Origin of the sequence: Mesorhizobium sp. M1348 (genome assembly GCF_040317925.1) — a bacterium.
GTDB lineage: Bacteria > Pseudomonadota > Alphaproteobacteria > Rhizobiales > Rhizobiaceae > Mesorhizobium.
The window spans coordinates 392,983-412,168 of record NZ_JAMYLH010000001.1 but is presented as its reverse complement, the minus strand read 5'-3'; the positions used below and the strand labels follow the sequence as shown (position 1 = coordinate 412,168).

18 protein-coding genes and 1 tRNA gene are annotated in these 19,186 nt (G+C 62.9%); 7 read left to right on the top strand and 12 right to left on the bottom strand.

The window, feature by feature from the left end; translation table 11 throughout:
• Positions 1 to 55 precede the first annotated feature (55 nt).
• Together NKH13_RS02075 and NKH13_RS02070 are read right to left on the bottom strand one after the other, a co-directional pair.
• Positions 56 to 580, bottom strand: a complete 525-nt coding sequence (locus NKH13_RS02075) for a hypothetical protein (RefSeq protein ID WP_502908348.1) — start codon at positions 578 to 580, stop codon at positions 56 to 58.
• A gap of 127 nt (positions 581 to 707) precedes the next feature.
• Positions 708 to 1,034, bottom strand: coding sequence for a DUF1330 domain-containing protein (locus NKH13_RS02070; protein WP_352529087.1), 327 nt, complete (start codon positions 1,032 to 1,034; stop codon positions 708 to 710).
• Positions 1,035 to 1,374: 340 nt separating this feature from the next.
• On the opposite strand from NKH13_RS02070, the gene NKH13_RS02065 reads away from it, so the two are divergent.
• Both NKH13_RS02065 and NKH13_RS02060 read left to right on the top strand, forming a co-directional pair.
• Positions 1,375 to 2,067 carry a winged helix-turn-helix transcriptional regulator gene (locus NKH13_RS02065; protein ID WP_292659138.1) on the top strand — a complete coding sequence of 231 codons (693 nt, stop codon included), beginning with the start codon at positions 1,375 to 1,377 and terminating at the stop codon, positions 2,065 to 2,067.
• Between the two features lie 47 nt (positions 2,068 to 2,114).
• A tRNA-Arg gene (locus tag NKH13_RS02060) sits at positions 2,115 to 2,191 on the top strand.
• 441 nt (positions 2,192 to 2,632) lie between these two features.
• Here the strand turns inward: NKH13_RS02060 and ssuD are convergent.
• The 10 genes from ssuD to NKH13_RS02010 form a co-directional block, all read right to left on the bottom strand.
• A complete protein-coding gene (gene ssuD / locus NKH13_RS02055) occupies positions 2,633 to 3,784 on the bottom strand; it encodes an FMNH2-dependent alkanesulfonate monooxygenase (protein WP_352910269.1) in 1,152 nt (383 codons plus the stop codon).
• Positions 3,785 to 3,828: 44 nt separating this feature from the next.
• On the bottom strand, positions 3,829 to 4,677 hold the full coding sequence (locus NKH13_RS02050) for an ABC transporter permease subunit (protein ID WP_352910266.1): 849 nt from the start codon (positions 4,675 to 4,677) through the stop codon (positions 3,829 to 3,831).
• Complete coding sequence (locus NKH13_RS02045) at positions 4,674 to 5,468, bottom strand: taurine ABC transporter ATP-binding protein (RefSeq protein ID WP_352910263.1); 795 nt, start codon at positions 5,466 to 5,468, stop codon at positions 4,674 to 4,676. The genes NKH13_RS02050 and NKH13_RS02045 overlap by 4 nt, the downstream gene beginning before the upstream one ends.
• Before the next feature lie 67 nt (positions 5,469 to 5,535).
• Positions 5,536 to 6,543: a taurine ABC transporter substrate-binding protein gene (gene tauA, locus NKH13_RS02040; RefSeq protein WP_352910260.1), complete on the bottom strand. Its 1,008-nt coding sequence runs from the start codon at positions 6,541 to 6,543 to the stop codon at positions 5,536 to 5,538.
• 258 nt (positions 6,544 to 6,801) lie between these two features.
• Positions 6,802 to 7,392 carry an FMN reductase gene (gene msuE, locus NKH13_RS02035; RefSeq protein ID WP_352910257.1) on the bottom strand — a complete coding sequence of 197 codons (591 nt, stop codon included), beginning with the start codon at positions 7,390 to 7,392 and terminating at the stop codon, positions 6,802 to 6,804.
• 74 nt (positions 7,393 to 7,466) lie between these two features.
• A complete protein-coding gene (locus NKH13_RS02030; protein WP_352910254.1) occupies positions 7,467 to 8,522 on the bottom strand; it encodes an aldo/keto reductase in 1,056 nt (351 codons plus the stop codon).
• A gap of 20 nt (positions 8,523 to 8,542) precedes the next feature.
• Positions 8,543 to 9,490, bottom strand: coding sequence for an ABC transporter ATP-binding protein (locus tag NKH13_RS02025; RefSeq protein ID WP_352910251.1), 948 nt, complete (start codon positions 9,488 to 9,490; stop codon positions 8,543 to 8,545).
• Positions 9,468 to 10,463 carry an ABC transporter ATP-binding protein gene (locus tag NKH13_RS02020; RefSeq protein WP_352910249.1) on the bottom strand — a complete coding sequence of 332 codons (996 nt, stop codon included), beginning with the start codon at positions 10,461 to 10,463 and terminating at the stop codon, positions 9,468 to 9,470. Before NKH13_RS02020 ends, NKH13_RS02025 begins: the two co-directional genes overlap by 23 nt.
• Before the next feature lie 2 nt (positions 10,464 to 10,465).
• Entirely contained in the window at positions 10,466 to 11,464 is a 999-nt protein-coding gene (locus NKH13_RS02015) for an ABC transporter permease (protein WP_352910246.1), read from the bottom strand.
• Positions 11,464 to 12,450: an ABC transporter permease gene (locus NKH13_RS02010; protein WP_352910244.1), complete on the bottom strand. Its 987-nt coding sequence runs from the start codon at positions 12,448 to 12,450 to the stop codon at positions 11,464 to 11,466. Before NKH13_RS02010 ends, NKH13_RS02015 begins: the two co-directional genes overlap by 1 nt.
• Positions 12,451 to 12,765: 315 nt before the next feature.
• On the opposite strand from NKH13_RS02010, the gene NKH13_RS02005 reads away from it, so the two are divergent.
• The 5 genes from NKH13_RS02005 to NKH13_RS01985 all read left to right on the top strand — a co-directional run bounded on the left by NKH13_RS02005 (position 12,766) and on the right by NKH13_RS01985 (position 19,178).
• Positions 12,766 to 14,376 (top strand): ABC transporter substrate-binding protein, encoded by a 1,611-nt coding sequence (locus NKH13_RS02005; protein WP_352910242.1) that lies wholly within the window; start codon positions 12,766 to 12,768, stop codon positions 14,374 to 14,376.
• 66 nt (positions 14,377 to 14,442) lie between these two features.
• Positions 14,443 to 15,627, top strand: a complete 1,185-nt coding sequence (locus NKH13_RS02000) for an LLM class flavin-dependent oxidoreductase (RefSeq protein ID WP_352910240.1) — start codon at positions 14,443 to 14,445, stop codon at positions 15,625 to 15,627.
• Positions 15,628 to 15,636: 9 nt separating this feature from the next.
• Positions 15,637 to 16,674, top strand: a complete 1,038-nt coding sequence (locus NKH13_RS01995) for an ABC transporter substrate-binding protein (RefSeq protein WP_352910237.1) — start codon at positions 15,637 to 15,639, stop codon at positions 16,672 to 16,674.
• 15 nt (positions 16,675 to 16,689) lie between these two features.
• A complete protein-coding gene (locus NKH13_RS01990; RefSeq protein WP_352910234.1) occupies positions 16,690 to 17,910 on the top strand; it encodes an acyl-CoA dehydrogenase family protein in 1,221 nt (406 codons plus the stop codon).
• A gap of 8 nt (positions 17,911 to 17,918) precedes the next feature.
• Positions 17,919 to 19,178: an FAD-dependent oxidoreductase gene (locus tag NKH13_RS01985; protein WP_352910232.1), complete on the top strand. Its 1,260-nt coding sequence runs from the start codon at positions 17,919 to 17,921 to the stop codon at positions 19,176 to 19,178.
• The last annotated feature ends 8 nt before the right edge of the window (positions 19,179 to 19,186 follow it).

Sequence of the window (19,186 nt, the reverse complement as noted above, 5' to 3'; positions counted from 1 at the left end):
GGCCCCTCTGTGAGATTAAAAACCAGGCGGCGTAGGCGCCGCCTGGCTCGGCTGCTTACTGGCTGGCAGCAGTCGTCGGTTCGCACGACACGTTTGGGTTCATGTCGGCGAACGCGCCGGTCGGGTTGCCTTTCCAGGCCCAGACATGCAGCTCGTAAAACGGGCCGAGGCCATAGCGATTGGGCGCGCTGTTGAAGTTGAACAGATGCCCATCGAGCGAGGCCGGGCCTTTCGAGGTGATGTATTCGACCGCGATCAGTTTTAGCGTGCCGTCGGCCATCGGCTCGTACATCACCGCTTCGGGCTTGGCGACATCGACAGCGTCGTCCTTGAGGTAGCCGGGATTGACGTAGTGGATACCCATGGCGCCGCCGGTGATGCCGCTGGCGCAGGGGATCGGCGCATAGCCCTCGGCGGTCGCCGCCGCCACATTCTCGAAGCGGCTGTTGGCGGCTCGCACCTTTTCGGCCAGCGGATTGGGACCGGACGTGGGCGCTGCCTGATGCGCCTGCGCCAACGCAGTGCAGGCCGACAGGACCGCCGCGGCAGCGAGGAATTTGTTGCGAAAGTTGATTGTCATAATCATTCCATTCTTCTTGAAAAGCACAGCCCGGCCGGGCGCCGGAAGTAAGGAGGTCCGGCAGGTGGGCGCTGTGGCTGTTGTTGCTCGGAGAGCCCTATCCCGATGCGACGAATGCAGGGGAAGATCATCCCTTCGGCAGATACGGGATCGTTCCGGCCAGATCGGAATTGTCGATCAGCTGGAACCGGCTGTCGCTGCCGCCCTGACGGGCCGAAACGAAGGGTGCGTAGGCAGGATCGTCGGTGAAGGCGCGCGCCGCTGCCTCGGTCGGGAACGCCATCAAGGCAATCAGCGTGGTGTCGAGCGGCTTGCCTTCGAGCGTCTTCACATTGCCGCTGCGCGACAGATATCTGCCACCGTGCTTGTGAACGAGGTCGTGGACCGACGCGGCATAGGCCGGCATCCACTGCGGGTCCCTCACCTTGATGTCTGCGATAACGTAAGCGGTCATGGTTCATGTCTCCTGATCGTGCACAGGGGTATCCCGTGCAGCGGCAGAGGGGTCGCATGGCAAGGCCGGCGCCAGCCAGTCCGCGATCTGTACTGGTGTGGCGAATTCGAAATTCGCATTCACTTTGGAGCAACGCAGCGAGCGAATTTCGGATTCAAAAGCCACACCAGCAAGTGCTTGGATTTCCAGTGTGGTTTTGGATTTGAAGTTCCTAACCCTGATGCCACCCAGAAAGCAGGAACTTCAAATCCACCACACTTGGGCCGGTACAGTTTCTGTACTCGCCGCACCGCTGGGAAAGGCCTATGGTCCCGGCTGAGTTTGAGGGGAAGGCAACATCATGACCCAGGCCGGATACAAACAGTTCTGCCCGTTATCGATGGCCGCGGAGGTGCTGTGCACCCGCTGGACCATGGTTCTGCTTCGCGAATTGGTGGCGGGCTCGACCCGTTTCAACGATCTGCGCCGCGGCGTCCCCAAAATGTCGCCGACCCTTCTGTCGCAACGGCTCAAGGAGCTTGAGCTGGCCGGGATCGTCGAGCGCAAGGAAGTGCGCGGCGAGAAAGGCATCTTCGAATACCGGATGACAGAGGCCGGCCGGGATCTGCGTTCCGTCGTCGAGGCGATGGGCTTTTGGGGGCAGAAATGGGTCGAGTCGCGGCTGTCGCTGAAGAACCTCGATCCGTCGCTGCTGATGTGGGACATGCGGCGCAACCTCAACGCGTCGCCGCTGCCCGACGGCCGCACGGTGATACAGTTTCTGTACCAGGAGCTCCCCGCCTCCAAACGGTCGTGGTGGCTGATCGTCGAGAAGCACGGCGAGGTCGACCTCTGCTGGTACGATCCGGGCTTCGATGTCGATCTCTACGTCTCGACCGACCTGCACACCATGACCGAAATCTGGATGGGGCTGATCACCGTCGAGAAGGCCGGGGCGAAAGTCATCTTGACGGGCGACCAGGATATCGCCCGCAAAATGCAGACCTGGCTGGGCCTGAGCCCGTTCGCGGTCGAACCCAAGCGAGCAGCCTAGCTGCCTCTTGGCGAAACGATCCGAAGCGGTTATGTGTCGGGCGCGATGGTCCCGTAGCTCAGTAGGATAGAGCGGCAGATTCCTAATCTGTAGGTCACAGGTTCGATTCCTGTCGGGATCACCATGCTTTTCAAGGACTTAGCGAGAAACTCGCCGTACTTTTTTACGAGATTTTGCGAAATTAGTACGGCGAATTTCGCGGACCTTCAAACTTTGGGGACGCATGCCTGAGGAAGAAACGGCTCAATTCCACTGCGAAGTGGAGCGCTACGATGCCCGATTGGGAGTGGTCATCGGGTGTTCCCAATCACCCTCGGAACTCGATTTGAAGTCTGTCGTGTCTTTCCGCGCCCGCACGACCCCCGCAAACTCGTGACGGAAATCGTCCACATACCCCGTGGCGCAGGACCTGTCCGGCACCTAGACCGTCGACGAAAGGCAGCGCAGTCAACCCCGCCTATGTGGCCTCTATGATATCCGTTTCGACACCTGCCTCTGACGTCTTTCGCGGCGGTGAATTGCGTAACGAAAGGACATCTTTCTGGCCGAAGCTGTCAGCACGACATCACGAAGCGGACGCGGCGACTTGGGGAAGGACACCGCGCCCGAACTCGACATCCCAGCTACGCTCCTGGGGTGCGGCTTCGCCGCTCAGCCCAAGTTTGGGGAAAAGCAGTTCGGCGACGTTGAATGCCTCTTCGAGATGCGGGTATCCGGACGCGATGATTGTTTCAATGCCGATCTCCTGATACTCGCGAATGCGTGTGGCAACATTGTCGGGACTACCCACCAGTGCCGTTCCCGCGCCACCACGCACCAGTCCAGGTCCCGCCCATAAATTAGGGCTGACGACCAGCCTGTCGCGCCGGCCTTGATGCAGCGCCGACATGCGCTTCTGGCCGACGGATTCCGAGATGTGGACAAATCCCTTCTGGGCCTCCGCGATCAAATCGTCGGTAACATGGCTGATCAGCCTGTCGGCAGCGGCCCACGCCTCGTCGTCGGTTTCGCGTACGATCAGATGAATGCGAAGGCCGAAGCGCATCGTCCGGCCTTGCGCCGCCGCGGCCACCCTGACGCGGTCAATCTTTTCGGCAAGCTGGTCCACCGGTTCACCCCAGCTCAGATAGGTGTCCACGTGCTTGGCGGCGATCGCGATGCCGGCATCCGAAGAACCTCCGAACCAGAGTGGCGGATGCGGCCGCTGAACTGGCGGGAAGGAAATGTCAGTGCCGTGGGCGGAAAGGTACTTGCCCTCGAAATCCGCCGGCTCGCCCGAAAGGATGCGCCGCCAGATGGTCAGGAACTCGTCGGTCTGTGCATAGCGCTCGTCATGACTGAGCTTGTTGCCGTCGCCGGCGAGGTCGGCTGGATCGGCACCGGTGACGACATTGAGCAGGACGCGGCCGCCGGAGATGCGGTCCAGTGTGGCTGCATGACGCGCAAACAGCGCCGGTGTTCCGCTGCCCGGTCGAAGTGCCACGAGGAACTTCAGCCGTTCGGTAAGCGGGATCAGCCCGGCCGCCACGATCCAGGCGTCCTCGCACCGCGTTCCGGTGGGCAAGAGCACGCCCTTGAAGCCAAGCCGGTCGGCGGCCTGGGCGATCTCCTTGAGATATCCGAAGGTTGCCGGGCGGTGCCGCTCGTCGGTGCCGAGATACGGTCCATCGCCATGGGTCGGCAGGTACCAGTAGAGATCGAGCGGGTTGCTGGACATCGGACTGTTCCTTCAGCGATGCGGAATGTGTGGAAAGGCAATCGTCAGAGCTTGCCCTTCCAGGGGATGAGACGGTGCTCCAGCCAGCGCATGCCGCTGGTAAAGGCGAAGGCGAGGACAGCGATGACGATGAGGCCGACGAAGACGACGTCGGTGGCGAGGAAATTGGCCGCCGACATGATCATGTAGCCAAGGCCCGACTGGGCCGCGATCAGCTCGGCCGCGACCAGCGTGGACAAACCGGCGCCGATGGCAATCTTCAGGCCGGTCATGATTTCCGGCAATGCGGACGGCAGGATGATGCTGGTGAACAGTTGTAGGCGGCTGGCGCCAAGCGACAGCGCGGCGTTGATCCGTTCAGCGGGCACGGACCGGACGCCGGCCTGTGCGGCAAAGCAGATCGGAGCGAAGGTCGACAGCGACAGCAGCACGATCTTGGAGGTCTCGCCGATGCCCAGCCAGATAATCAGCAGCGGCAGGTAGGCCAGTGGCGGCAAGCCCCAGTAGAGATCGATCGGAACGCTGAAGATGCCCTTGACCCAGCGGTTGAGCCCCATCAACAGGCCGAGCGGAATGCCCAGGAAAATGCCGACACCGAGCGCCGCGGCGATGCGGCCGAGGCTGGCCAGTGTGTGCTCGAGGAGCGTACCGTTGGCATAGCCATCGGCCCAGACGGCGCTGAACTGGGTCAGTACCTCGGCGGGCGACGGCAGGAACAGCGGCGACGCCCAGCCGAAGCGCGTGGCCAAAAACCACAAGGCGATGAGCGACGCCAGCGTAACCAGGCTGATGCCGAACGTGCTTGTCGATGCGGACCGTCGCGGCTGAGGAGACGGCCTGCGGCGGGTCGTTGAAGGCTGGAATGAAGTTGGGGAATTGGCGGCAAGCGTCATTGCAAGGTTCCTGTGCGGGCGCCTTCCGGCTGGTGGATGAGCGAGCGGATTTCCTGCCGCAGTTCGATGAAGCGCGGGTGGGACTGGATCGGCCCGATGTCGCCGCTCTCAGCGAACTCGCGAACGAAGTCGGCGTCGAACCGGGCAACGATGCGGCCCGGCCTGGGCGACATCACGACGATGGTCGTGCCGAGCGTGAGGGCTTCCTCGATTGAATGGGTGATGAACAGGATCTGCTTGCCGGTCTTGGCCCAGACCGAGGCCAGAAGCTGCTGCATCGTCTCGCGCGTCAGGCTGTCGAGGGCGCCGAACGGCTCGTCCATCAGCAGGATCTTCGGATCGGTGGCCAGTGCCCGCGCGATGCCGACGCGCTGGCGCATGCCGCCGGACAGTTCATAGGGCGGCTTTTCGGCGAAATCGGCGAGCCCGACCAGTTCCAGCAGACGCCTCGACCGCTCATGACGTTCGCTGCGCCGCACGCCCCGGTATTTCAAGCCGAGCGCAACATTGTCCAGCACATTGGCCCAAGGCAACAAGGTGTCTTTCTGGAAGACGACACCACGATCGCCGCCGGGCGCGACAATCTCTTTTCCGTCCAGTGTGATCGTGCCTTCGCTGAGCGGCAGGAAGCCGGCGATCGCGTTGAGCAATGTCGACTTGCCGCATCCGGAGGCACCGACCGCGACAACGATGGAATCGGGTGCGATGTCCAGCGAGACGTGGTCAAGCGCGTGCACGTCCTGGCCGTCCGAGGCTGGAAAGGTGACGCTGGCATCGCGGATTCGAAGCATGGTGGCCTCCAAGCAGTCTGGCTGGCGAGAATTCCGCCAGCCAGAACCGAATGTCGTTGGTTGATTTTTAGTTCGAAGCCTTGGCAGCGTCGGCATATTCCGGATCGGCGAACGCAGCGTAGCTGTCCTTGATGGCGGTGATCTTCTTCTGGTCCTTCAGGAAGCCGGCGGTGTCCTTGAGGATTTTCGCAACGGCGCCCTTCTCACCACCGCCCAGCCATTTGTCGGAGACCTGCTCGTCGAGCGGCGGAACGACTGTCGTCTTCAACTGCTCCGAATTCTCGGCCGCCGTGCCACCCTGCAATTTAGCGATCGCCTTGGCGCTTTCGGACTCCGGTCCCCATGCGGCCGGGTTGCTCAGGTAGGCCGTGTTGTAGCCGTCGATCAGCCGGACATACTGGCCGAGAAAGTCGCGATTGGCCTTGGCGAAATCGCCGGTGACAACCAGTGCGCTGAAGGTCGGCGCGCCCCGATCAGCGACCTGGCCGGCGGTGAGCAGGACCTTGCCGTCCTTCTTGAGTTCGGAGAGTGCCGGATCCCAGACGAAAGCCCCGTCAATGTCGCCGCGCTTCCAGGCGGCGACGATTTCAGGCTGCGGAATGGCGATGACCTGGGTTTCCTTCTCCGAAATGCCTTCCTGCTTGAGCACGGCGAGAAGCTGGTAATGGTCCGTCGATACGGGTGCGGCGGCAAGCTTCTTGCCGCGCAGGTCGGCCGGCGACTTGATATCGGGCCGCACCACCAGAGCCTCGCCGTCACGGGAGACCGAGGAGATGTAGAACGCCTTCACGTCGATGCCCCTGCTGACGGCAGCGGCGAACGGGCTCGAGCCGACATCACCGATCTGGACGTCGCCGGATGCTATGGCCGCGAAAATGTCAGCGCCGGAATTGAAGCGGCGGAATTCGATGTTCCAGCTGGTCTTCTTGGCAAGATCGCCATTGGCGATGCCGAGATTATAGGGGTTGGCGCCGGTCTGGTAGGCGATGACGACTTTCTTATCGGCGGCAAGGGCTGCGACCGATGTGGCCGCTATGGCAAGCCCGACAAGGGCGGCGGAAATCAGTTTTCGCATGGGATCTTAATCCTTTTGAACAGAGGGCAAACCCCTCGACTGCCCGCTCCATTCAAAGAGCGTTGGATTAAAGTCCACTGATATTATAGACTTAGATAGAAATGGAATTCTGAAAATCAGCTCGCGCTTAAAAAAGAATTCGGATTAGACGGCACGCTGTCGCCTTCGGGTTTATTCACGCGCAAAAGCGGGGTGCTTACGGGCCGCGCCTTGGCTATATATATGGCCTATCAGGCACTTGCCTTGGCACTTTATCCGTCAGCCCGAAGCCGCCCGGACCGGTTGGCTCGTTGGCTGCCGCGCTGAAAGTAGGGCGACGAATTGGTCCACGGCCTGTCCGGCGCGCGCCAGGACCAGCGGATCCACAAGCTTGCCATCGGAAAAATCGCTGTCGCTGCCGTACACGGCGCTTGGCACGGTCAGTGCCGAGTAGAAGCCGAAGAGCGGGCGGAGCTGGTGTTCGACCACCAACGCATGGCGCTGGCCACCACCCGTCGCGCCGATCAGAACCGGCCGGTCGACGAGCGCCAGCGGATCGATAAGGTCGAACAGATGCTTGAACAGACCGGCATAGGAGCCGTTATAGACCGGCGTCGTAACGATCAGCGCGTCGGCCTGTTCGACCGCGTCTACCACATTCAGCGCCTCCGGAGTCAACTCCTGCCGCGTAAATGCTGCGCCCAGACCGCGGCCGGCATCGACAAGATCGAGAAAATTTACCGTGACAGACAATCTTTCGCGCAGCGCCTCACCCAGATGATGCGCCAGCGTCCGTGACTTCGACGGCCTGTGGGTGTTGCCCGACAGCACGACGATGTTCTGGCGCAGCCGTTCGACATGGAAATTCATGGGCTCTCTCATCTGTCCGAAGCGGTTGGAAAGTCGGGCGGGGCCGCCGGCCCCGCCATGTCGTCGGCGACTTATCAGGCGGCGCGCAGAGGCCGCGTCAGCGGGATCGGCGCGGCCGGCTCCGAGCGCGGCACTCGGCCTTCGACCGGATGGCTCGGATCATTGAACCCATGCGTTGACGCATGGCCTGCGGTGACGAGGCGGTCGACAAAGGCCTCGTCCTCGGCGCTCAGCTTGAAGTCCAGCGCCTTGGCGTAGCTGTCCCACTGTTCCTCGGTGCGCGGGCCGGCGATCGCCGCCGTGATCAGACGGTTATTCAGCACCCAGGCCAGCGCGAAATCGGCGGCGGAGACGCCGCGTGATTTTGCATGAGCCGCAATCTGCCTGGCGATCTCGATCGATTCGGGGCGCCACTCGGTCTCGGCGATGCGCTTGTCGCCACGACCGGCCCGAGTATCGGCCCCGGGTGCCTGGTTCGGCTCGTATTTCCCGGTAAGCACGCCGCGCGCCAGCGGGCTGTAGGAGACGACGCCAAGACCAAAATAGGCGGCTGCCGGCAGCTGCTCGGCCTCGGCGGTGCGGTTGACGATGTTGTAGAGCGGCTGGCTGGCCACCGGCCGGTCGATACCGAGTTCATCGGCCAGATGCGCGACTTCCGCGATACGCCAGCCGCGGAAATTGGACACGCCGAAATAGCGCAGCTTGCCCTGGCGGATCAGGTCGGCGATGGCCCGCACCGGCTCCTCCAGCGGCGCGTCGAAGACGGCGCGGTGGAAGTAGAACAGGTCGATATAGTCCGTTCCAAGGCGCCGCAGGCTGTTCTCGACGGTCTGGATCACCCACTTGCGTGAATGGCCGCCGAGATTGGGACCCTTGTCATGCGAGTTGACGAATTTGGTCGCCACGACCCAGTGATCGCGCGTCGCCTTTATGCCGCGGCCGACGACTTCCTCGGACTTGCCATTGTGGTAGACGTCGGCGGTGTCGATGAAATTAATGCCTTGCTCGCGCGCCTTGTCGATGATGCGGTGGGCGATCGTTTCCTCGGTCGGCCCGCCGAACATCATCGTGCCGAGGCTGAGCGGCGAAACCTTCAGGGCGCTGCGGCCGAGATAGCGGTAGTCGGACATTTTTCTGCTCCGTTGAAGTTTCAGTTGAGGGTTGGTTCGGCGTAGTGGCAGGCGACGTGGTGTCCCCGCGCGATCGCCCGGAATGCCGGTTCCTGCGAACGGCACAGATCGGTCGCCAGCGGGCAGCGCGTGTGAAAGCGGCAGCCGTTCGGGATGTTCTGCGGGCTCGGCAGATCACCATGGATTGGTGCTGCCTGACGGCGGCGCGCCGGGTCCGGCACGGCGTCCATCAGCGCGCGCGTGTAGGGGTGCTTGGGCGAGGTCCACAGCGTCGCGTTGTCGGCGCTTTCGACAATGCGGCCGAGATACATGACCAGCACCCGGTCGGCAAAATAGCGGACCACCGACAGGTCATGCGAGATGAACAGGTAGGACAGGCCGAGCTGCCGTTTCATGTCGACCAGCAGGTTGAGGATCTGCGCCTGGATCGAAAGGTCGAGCGCCGACACCGGCTCATCGCAAACGACCAGTTCCGGGTTGAGGATCAGCGCCCGGGCGATGCCGATGCGCTGGCGCTGACCGCCGGAAAATTCATGCGGGTAGCGGCCAAGCGAATCCTTCGGCAGGCCGACACGCTCGATGATGTCCTCGACGATTTTGCGTCGCTCGGCCTTGTTGCCGATGCCATGGACCTTCAGCGGCGCCGTCAAAATGTCGCCGATCGTATGACGTGGATTGAGCGAGGCGAACGGGTCCTGGAAAATCATCTGGATGTTGCGGCGCGCCGCCTTCAGCCGGCGAGCGTCGAGCACGGTGATGTCGGTGCCGTTGAATTCTATTCTGCCGCCGGTCGGATCGACCAGCCGCATGATGGTCTTGCCGAGCGTCGATTTTCCGCAGCCGCTTTCACCGACGAGGCCAACCGTCTCGCCGCGCCCGACCTCCAGGGAAACGCCATCGACGGCGCGCAGTGCGCCGCCTTGGGCCTGGAAATGCGTGAAAAGGTCAGAGACCGAGAGCAGCGCCATGCGCAACCTCCGGAATGAAGCTGTAGGGACACGCGACGAGCCGATCTTCGCTGACTTCGACGAGATCGGGCACGAAATGGGCGCAGCTGTCGCGCGCCACCGAGCAGCGCGGCCGGAACGGACAGCCCTTCTCTCCGGCGGCCGAGACGATGCTGCCGGGAATCTCCGTCAGCCTGGCGTCGCGATAGTGGAGATTGGTCTTCAGCCGCGGCGACGCCGCCAGCAGGCCGCGCGTATAGGGATGAAGCGGTGTTCTGAACAATGCACCGGGTAGCGCCTGTTCGACCTTGCGGCCGGCATACATGACGACGACCTTGTCGGCCCATTGCGCGACGACGCCGAGATCGTGGGTGATGAGCACGACGGCCATCGAGAGTTCGCGGCGCAGCGTATCGAGCAGGTCGAGCACCTGTGCCTGGATGGTGACGTCCAGTGCCGTCGTCGGTTCGTCGGCAATCAGCAGGCGCGGCCGGCAGGCAACCGCGATGGCAATCATGACGCGCTGGCGCATGCCGCCGGAAAGCTGGTGGGGATAATCGTCGATGCGCCGCTGCGGATCGGGAATGCGCACCAGCGAGAGCAGTTCGATCGCCCGCGCTCGCACGGCCTTGCCGCGTATGCCTTCGTGCAGCGTCAGTACCTCGGTGATCTGCCGGCCGATGGTCAGCACCGGGTTGAGCGAAGTCATCGGCTCCTGGAAGATCATGGCGATCTCGCGCCCGCGCAAATTGCGCATCGCCTTCTGGTCGAGGCTGAGCAAATCCCTGCCAGCGAATTCGATCCTGCCATTGGGGATCTTCGCCGAGCGCGGCAGAAGCTGCATCAGGGCAAGTGCCGTCAGCGACTTGCCGGAGCCCGATTCACCGACGATCGCCAGCGTCTCGCCTTCGCCGACCTCGAAGCTCAGCTGGCTGACCGGCTCGGTGGTTGGAAAGCGAACCGTCAGATTGTCGACCCTTAGCAAGGCAGCCATCTCTAGCGCTCCTGCGAGAAGCGCGGATTGAGCGCGTCGTTGAGGCCGTCGCCGATCAGGTTCAGCGCCAGCACGGTAAAGACGATCGCCAGTCCCGGCAGTGCTGTCAGATACCAGGCGGTGCGGATCAGTTCCCTGCCCGCTCCAATCATCGAGCCCCAGCTGACGACATTGGGATCGCCGAGGCCCATGAAGGACAGCGCCGATTCCATCAGGATCGCGGTCGCCACCATCACCGACGAGATCACGATCAAAGGCGGCAGCGCATTGGGCAGGATCTCGCGGAAGATGATGCGGGCATGGCCGTAGCCGAGGCTGCGGGCAGCCATGACGAAATCCTTCTCGCGGATGGCCCGAAATTCGGCGCGGGTCAGCCGCGCCACCGTCGGCCAGGTGATGACGGCGATCGCCACGGTTACGACAAGCGCGGTGGGCTGCGCGATGGCCACCATGACGACCAGCAGCACGAAGCTCGGTATGGTCTGGAATATCTCGATCAGGCGCACCAGCAGGTCGTCGATCCAGCCGCCGAAATAGCCGGCGGTGGCGCCGACAAGGATGCCGAAGCTCAGCCCAAGCGCTGTCGCCACCAGGCCGACGAACAGCGAAATCCGCGCGCCATGCAGAATGCCCGAAAGCACGTCGCGGCCCATGGAATCGGTGCCCAGCGGGAAAGCCGGATTCTGCCCCGGCCACAGGAAGGGCCGCGCCACCATCGACAGCGGATCGGCGGGATAGAGAACGGGCGCCAGCAAGGCGGCCAGCACGACCAGCGACAGGAACACCACGCCGAACATGGCGTTGGGATTGCGCAGGAAAACCTTCAGCGCCCGGCCACCGGCGGCAATCGGCACCGATGCCGCCGAGGCGGAGCGCGCGTCGGGCGCGTGAAGATTGCTCCAGCTCTTCGCTTCGGGTTCAGCCGGTGCCGCAGGCTCGCGGGCGTCGGCATAGGCGCGGCGCGAGCGGGTGTCGCCGGCGGCAAAATCGGTGGAAGCCATCAGCGTACTCCGATGCGGGGGTCGAGCCAGGCGTGCAGAACGTCGACGGTCGCGTTGGCGACGATGACCAGCAGCGACGACAGCAAGAGGATACCAAGCAGGACAGTGAAATCGCGGCCCATGACCGCCTCGAAGGCGAGACGCCCGAGGCCGGGCCAGGAATAGACGGTCTCGACAACCACGGCGCCGCCGAGCATGCCGCCAACATGCATGCCGGCCATGGTGGTGATCGGGATCAGCGCGTTGCGCAGGACATGCCGGATGGTGATGACGGTCGGCGACAGGCCCTTGGCGGCGGCGGTGCGCACATAGTCCTGCGACTGGACTTCCAGCATCGCCGCCCGGGTCAGCCGCGCATAGATCGCCACGTAGAACAGCGCAAGCGACAGCGCCGGCAGGATCATGTAGCGCGCCTTGTCCCAGAGGCTGGCAAGGCCGGTCAGGTTGCTGCCGATGGTTCCCGAACCGCCGCTTGGCAGCCAGCCGAGCTTGACCGAGAACAGCACGATCAGCATCAGCCCGATCCAAAAGCCGGGAATGGAATAAAACAGCAGCGAAACGACCGACAGCAGACGATCCGGCAGGCGCCCGGAAAACACCGCCATCAGCGCGCCGAGGACCAGGCCGAGCGCAATGGCGATGGTCAGCGCCACCGCCATCAGCAGCAGCGTCCCTGGCAGCCGCTGACCGATCAGGTCGGCGACCGGCATGCCGTAGCGCGGCGAAAAGCCGAGGCTGAAATGCGCCAGATTGTAGAGATAGTTGAACAGCTGGACGAGCAGCGGATTGTCGAGCCCAAAGCGCTGGCGCAGTGCCGCCATGGTCTCCACCGTGGCCGAACCAGCCTCGCCGGCCATGACGTCGGCCGCATCGCCGGGCGCGAGCTGCAGCAGAAAGAAATTCAGGATGACGATGCCCAGAACCGTCGGCACCGCCTGGATCGCGGTGCGTCGAAACGTTCTGCCAATGCGCGTCAGGGTCGACATCGTTTTCGCTATCCCGGCTGTGACTGACGATGTGGGTTTGCTGTTTTCCCGGAAAGGTCCGTGCTTTTTAGTTGACAAGATTTATAGACATTGTCAAACCTGTTTTAAGAAACTTTGTTCCGTAAATGGCAATTTTGCAGAATAGAATTTTATTTCATGCTACAAAATTAGCAGTTTGAAGTATGAAATCTTACGCTTGGGGGCAGGTCGGCCAAATCTTTTCGCAAATGGGCCCGCTCTTGGAACGATGGATTTTTCACTCGACTGCCGACGACCGGCCGACCGATGCCGGCAGCAAAAAAGGACCAGGGCGCGATGTCTCATTTCCTCATTCCGAACCGCCGCAGGTTCCTCGGCATCTCGGCAGCCGCGCTCGGAGCGACCTTGTTGCCTGCATCGCGCAGCGCCTACGCCGCCGAGCCGAAACAGGGTGGAACGGCGACACTGGTGCTCTCGGCTGAGCCGCCGGTGCTGACGACGATCGCCCACACGGCATTCAATTCGGTCTACGTCTCGGCAAAGACCACAGAGGGCTTGCTGACCTATGATTTCGATCTCACGCCGCGCCCGTCGCTCGCCAGGCAATGGTCGGTCAGCGACGATGGGCTGCAATACACGTTCAAGCTGCGCGAAGGCGTGAAGTGGCATGACGGCAATCCGTTTACCGCCGCCGACGTCGCCTATTCGATCGCCACGATCAAAGAGGTTCACCCACGCGGCCGCAACACCTTCCTCAGTCTTGTCGACATCCAGACACCGGATCCGCTGACCGTGACGCTGGTTCTGTCGAAGCCGGCGCCTTACCTGATCACGGCGCTGGCCGCAGCCGAAACACCGATCGTGCCGAAGCACCTCTATGACGGCACAAAGGCAGCCGAAAATCCGGTCAACGTCGCGCCTGTCGGCACTGGCCCGTTCGTCTTCAAAGAATGGGTTCGTGGCAGCCACATCGTCTACGAACGCAACCCTGACTATTGGGATGCGCCGCGCCCCTATCTCGACCGGCTGATCGTGCGTTTCATCCCCGACGCTTCGGCGCGCGCCCTGGCGCTGGAGACCGGCGAGATCGATCTGGCGCCGGCAACACCGATCCCATACAGCGATTTGCAGCGTTTCGAAACACTGCCGCATATCGGCTTCGAGAAGCAGGGCTATCAGTATTCCAATGGCATCAGCCGGGTCGAGTTCAACCTGGAGAAACCCTATTTCCAGGATGTTCGCGTCCGCCGCGCCTTCGCCCATGTCATCGATCGCAACGTCATTCGCGAGACGATCAACTATGGCTATGGCGCGACCATTCCCGGTCCGATCAACCCCAATCTGAAGAAGTGGTTCGTACCCGACCTGAAGACCTACCCAGTCGACACTGCCGCCGCCGAGAAACTGCTCGACGGAGCAGGCTTGCCGCGCGGCGCCGACGGCACGCGGCTCAAGCTTGTCCACGATTATGTCCCGAGCGGCGAGACCTACAAGCGCGGTGCCGACTACATCAAGCAGGCACTGGCCGCAGTCGGTGTCGAAGTCACGGTACGCAGCCAGGATTTCGCCACCTACACCAAGCGCATCTACACCGACCGCGACTTCGACTTCACCTTCAACGGCATGAGCAATTTGTTCGACCCGACGGTCGGCGTGCAGCGCCTCTACTGGTCGAAGAATTTCAAGCCGGGCGTACCGTTCTCCAACGGCTCGAAATACAGCAACCCCAAGGTCGATGAACTTCTTGAAGCGGCCGCCGTCGAAGTCGACCACGAAAAGCGCTTCGAGCAGTGGGCCGCGATCCAGCATATCCTCGTCGAGGACCTGCCCGACATCGGCATCGTCAGCCAGCCGGAAATCACCCTCTACAATAAGCGCATCGCCGACCACACGGTGGGCGCCGAGGGCAATGCCGGCTCCCTCGCAACAGCCCATATCGTTGCCTGATCCGCTGAACCGTGTGCGCGGTCCTTTCGCGCACGGGTTCCCTTGCTCCACCCGAGAAAGTTCGCCATGACACTCGCCCACAAGCCTGGTTTTATCGTCGGCACGCCCTTCTTCAAGGCGCCGACCGACTATCCGGACAGCCCGCTGTCGAAAGCGCTTCAACAGCCGGTGCTGCTCGGGCTGTTCCTGCCGATCCAGGCCGGCGGCTGGACCAACTCCACCTTGCCGCGCTCGACCGACTGGCGCTTCGACTACAATCGCGACCTGACGCTGAAGGCCGAAGAGCTTGGCTTCGATCTCGTCTTTGCGCTCAGCCAATGGCTACCCAAGGGTGGCTATGGCGGGGTTTTCAACGGCCAGGCGCTGGACAGTTTTGTCTCCGTGGCAGCCATGGCCGCGATCACCAAGAAGATCATGCTGATTTCGACCATGCATGTTCTCTACGGCCCCTGGCATCCGCTGCATCTGGCAAAATTCGGCGCCACGCTCGACCATATCTCCGGCGGCCGCTGGGGCATCAATGTGGTCACCGGCCATCGCGCCGTCGAACACGAAATGTTCGGCTGGAACCGCATCGAGCACGACCGCCGCTACGAACTCGCCGCAGAATTCGTCGAAGTGCTGCAGCGGCTGTGGCAGGACGACGAGAATTTCTCCTTCTCGGGAGAATCGAGCTGGAAGCTCAATGGCGGCTTCGTCACGCCGAAGCCGAATTACGGCAGGCCGATCCTGGTCAACGCCACCGGCTCCGACGCCGGCATTTCCTTTGCCGGCCGCTATTCCGACATCGTCTTCGTCACCAGCCCGGCCGGCTCCGATATCGCCAGCGCGCTGGAGGCGCTGCCGGCGCATACGAAGAAGGTGAAGGACGCAGCCCTTGGTGTCGGCCGCAAGGTGCGCACGCTGCTCAATCCGCTGGTCATCAGCCGTCCCACGGAGAAGGAGGCCTGGGCGGTTGCCGACCAGATCGTCGCCCATGCCGATAGCCGCACGCCGAAAGGGTTCCAGACCTTCAACAGCGACGCCCAGGCCTGGAAAGGCCGCGAAGGCCGTGACGACCCTTACGCCAAGGTCGGCGGCAACATCTACCTCATAGGCACGCCCGAACAGATCGTCGACCAGTTCGTCAAGTTGAAGTACGCCGGCATCGACGGCCTGCAGCTGTCCTTCTTCGACTTCAAGCCCGACCTCGAATTCTTCGGCGAGAACATTCTGCCGCTGATGAAGCAGGCCGGCCTGCGCAACGCCTGAGGAGCAATCATGACCACGAATGCGATCTCCGAAATCTGGTACACGCGCTGCCCGGTGCCGACGCCTGTCGGCCTCGCAGCACAGCTCGGGCTTCTCGACGAAACTTTTCGCAAGGAAGGGATCGAACTGAAGTCGATCATCGATTCGCCCAGCCGCGACATCCGTCAGAGCCATTTCAACCACACGCTCGACTGGTCGTTCCGCCACGGCGGCAACGTGCCGCCGATCCGTGCCCGCTCCGAAGGGCGCAAGACGCGGCTCGTCGGCATCACCTGGACCGACGAGTTCCAGGCGATTATCGCCTTGCCCGGCTCCGGCATCAAAACGACCAGAGACTTGAAGGGGCGCCGCTTCGGCATAGCCCGGCGTCCCGAAGGCATTGTCGACTTCATGCGGGCGACGGCACTGAAGGGCCTGGTCTCGGCGCTCTCGCTCGAAGGACTCAGCCATGCTGATGTCGAGATCGTCGACATCGCGCTGGCTGACAGCGTGCTCGACAGCCAGGAAGGACCGTCGCTGTTCGGCCTCAAGCGCAAGCAGGCCTATGGTGAGGAAGCCGCCGCGCTAATCCGTGGCGAGGTTGACGCCATCTATGTCAAAGGCACCGCCGGCATCAACGTCGCCAATCTGATCGGCGCCATCCAGGTCGCCGAATTCGGCTTCCATCCGGACCCGAACATCCGCATCAATTCCGGCTCGCCGCGGGTGCTGACCGTCGACGATTTGCTGGCCGAAGAGCGCCCCGATCTGGTCGCACGGCTGATCGAGACGATCCTGCGCGCCGGCGCCTGGGCCGAGGCGCATCCGGACGAGACGCGGCGCTTCGTCGCCCGCGAATCCGGCGCCACCGAGGAGCAGGTGCTGGCCGCCAACGGCCCGGATGTCCACAAGCATCTCGGCCTCGGACTGCAGCCCGAGCTCGTCACGACGGTTTCCCACTACAAGAATTTCCTGCGCGACTGGGGTTTTCTCGCCAGCGATTTCGATGTCGAGGCCTGGGTCGATCGCCGGCCGCTCGATCAGGTGAACATTCGCGCCGCCGCCTGAAAGGACGCCAGCTTCATGACCTCGACGATCCCCGAGTTTCCGCAACTCCTCGACACGGTAGCAAGCCTTGCAGACGACTTCGCGCTGACCGCCGCACATCACGACGCGACCGGGGAATTCCCCTTCGCCAATTTCGACCGGCTTCACCAGGCCGGACTGCTTGGCCTGGTGACGGCGCGCGAGCATGGCGGCCTCAGTGGCGGGCTGACGGAAGCCCAGGCGGTGATCGCTGAGATCGGCCGTGGCGAGCCATCGACGGCGCTGGTGCTGGCCATGCACTACAACAGCCAGTACGCGATGCGGAAATCCGGAAAATGGCCGCGCCATCTGGTTCCGCGGATTGTCGAAGCCGGCCGTCTCGGCCCTGCCCTGATCAACGCCGCGCAGGCCGAGCCGCGGATCGGCTCGCCGGCCCATGGCAAGCCGCCTGAGACCATTGCCCGGCGGGATGGCAATGTCTGGCGGATATCCGGCCACAAGAACTACGTCACCGGCATTCCCATTCTGAAATGGGTGAACCTGCTGGCACTGACCGACGAACCGCAACCGCGCCTCGCCTCGTTCCTGGTGCCCACCAATGCACAGGGATTGCGTGTTGAAAAGACATGGAATGCGGCCGGTATGCGGGCCACCGCCAGCGACGATATCGTTCTCGACAACGTCGCGGTGCCTGCCGAGGATATCACCGAGGCACAACCGGCGTCCGAGCCGCTGAGACGTGAAGAAGGTTCGACGGCGTTCTTCTTTTCACTGATCGGCGCCGTCTATCACGGTGCCGCCCGCGCTGCCCGTGACCGGCTGGTCTCCTTCGTGACCGCGCATGCGCCAGCGAGCCTCGGCGCGCCGCTCTCGACCGTTCCGCACATCCAGCAAGGGCTGGGCGAGATCGAGGTCAGGCTTGCGACCAGCACGCGGCTGCTGCGCTCGCTGGCCGAAGACGTCGACGCCGGCCGGCCTGTGGGCACCGACGGCATGACCGTCAGGCATGTCGTCATCGACAATGCCGTCGCTGTCACCTCGCTGGCGCTGGAGCTTGCCGGCAATCCCGGCCTCAACCGCGATTTCCAGCTCGAGCGTCATCATCGCGATACGCTGACAGCCCGCTCCCACGCGCCGCAGAACCATATGATCCGCACGATCGCCGCCAAGGCGGCGCTCAGCCGCCACGCTGCTCGGCACGCGGCCGAGCCGCCGGCTATTGCCGCTGTCAAACCCAGGCTCAAGGCGGTCGGGTGAGCGGCCTCATGATATCTGACCGTGTCGAAGTCGCCATCATCGGCGGAGGCCCCGGTGGCCTGACACTGGCGCAAGGCCTGAAGAAGAACGGCATCAATGTCGCGGTCTTCGAGAAAGATCGCGCCCGCGCCGATTATGTCCAGGGTTTCCGGCTGCGCATCCGCCAGCGCGGCATCGATTCGCTGATCGCCAATTTGCCGACGGACCCCTACGAGGCTTTTGTTGCCACGCTCGGCCAGGCGCCGGATCGCAACATCCTGCTTAACGAGAATTTCGAGACGTTGGGCGAGGACGCCTGGGGCGGCAACGCACTCGGCGAGGCCGACGACACCCATATCGAAAAATCGGTGAGCCGCATCACCCTGCGCCAAGTGCTGCTGTCCGGCCTCGACGACGTCGTGCACTACGGCAAGGTCTTTTCACGCTATGAGGAACAGCCGGACGGCTCGGTAACAGCGCATTTCGAGGACGGCTCTTCAATCCATGCCGATGTGCTGGTCGGCGCCGACGGCGCCCGTTCGCGCGTGCGCCAGCAGTTGGTGCCGCATGCGCGGAGTTTCGACACCGGCGTCCGGCGCCTGGCCGGCAAGATGACGCTTCATGCGGCAGCGCTTCACCAGATCTCGCCGCTGCTGCTCGACTACAATGCCGGCGTCAGGCCGACAGAAGGTCACGGACTGATGGTCACCAGCCACCGGGTCAATGTCGAGGCCTATCACAGATATGGGCTGATCGGGCTGGACGACGACACCCACAAGGACATTGCCGGTTTCCATTTCAACAACACCACCAGCTATGTCTGGTGGAACACCGCCTATGAGAAAGATGAGCTCGCCACGGATGACGCGCTGGCAAAACTTTCCGGATCGGAACTGCTCGACCTTTTGATGTCGAAGATCGGTCACTGGCATCCGGAACTCCTCAACCTCATCCGCTACACCGATCCGTCCACGGTCGCCATGCTTCACGTCCATAGCTCGGAGCCTGTCGAGCCATGGCCGACGAAACAGGTGACGCTGCTGGGCGATGCCATCCACGCCATGACCTATTTCCGCGCGCTCGGCGGCAACTCTGCGATCTACGATGCCGGGTTGCTGGTGCCCGAACTGATGGCCGCCAAGCGCGGCGGCAAGCCACTTCTCGAGGCGCTGTCGGACTATGAGGCCAAGATGCTCGAGCACGGCGCCAAAGCGGTGCGGTCTTCGCTGACGGCGATGCAGAAGAATGTCCTGTCGGGTCGCCGCCGTCAAAACGAAGCCGCCGAATAGCGGCCCCT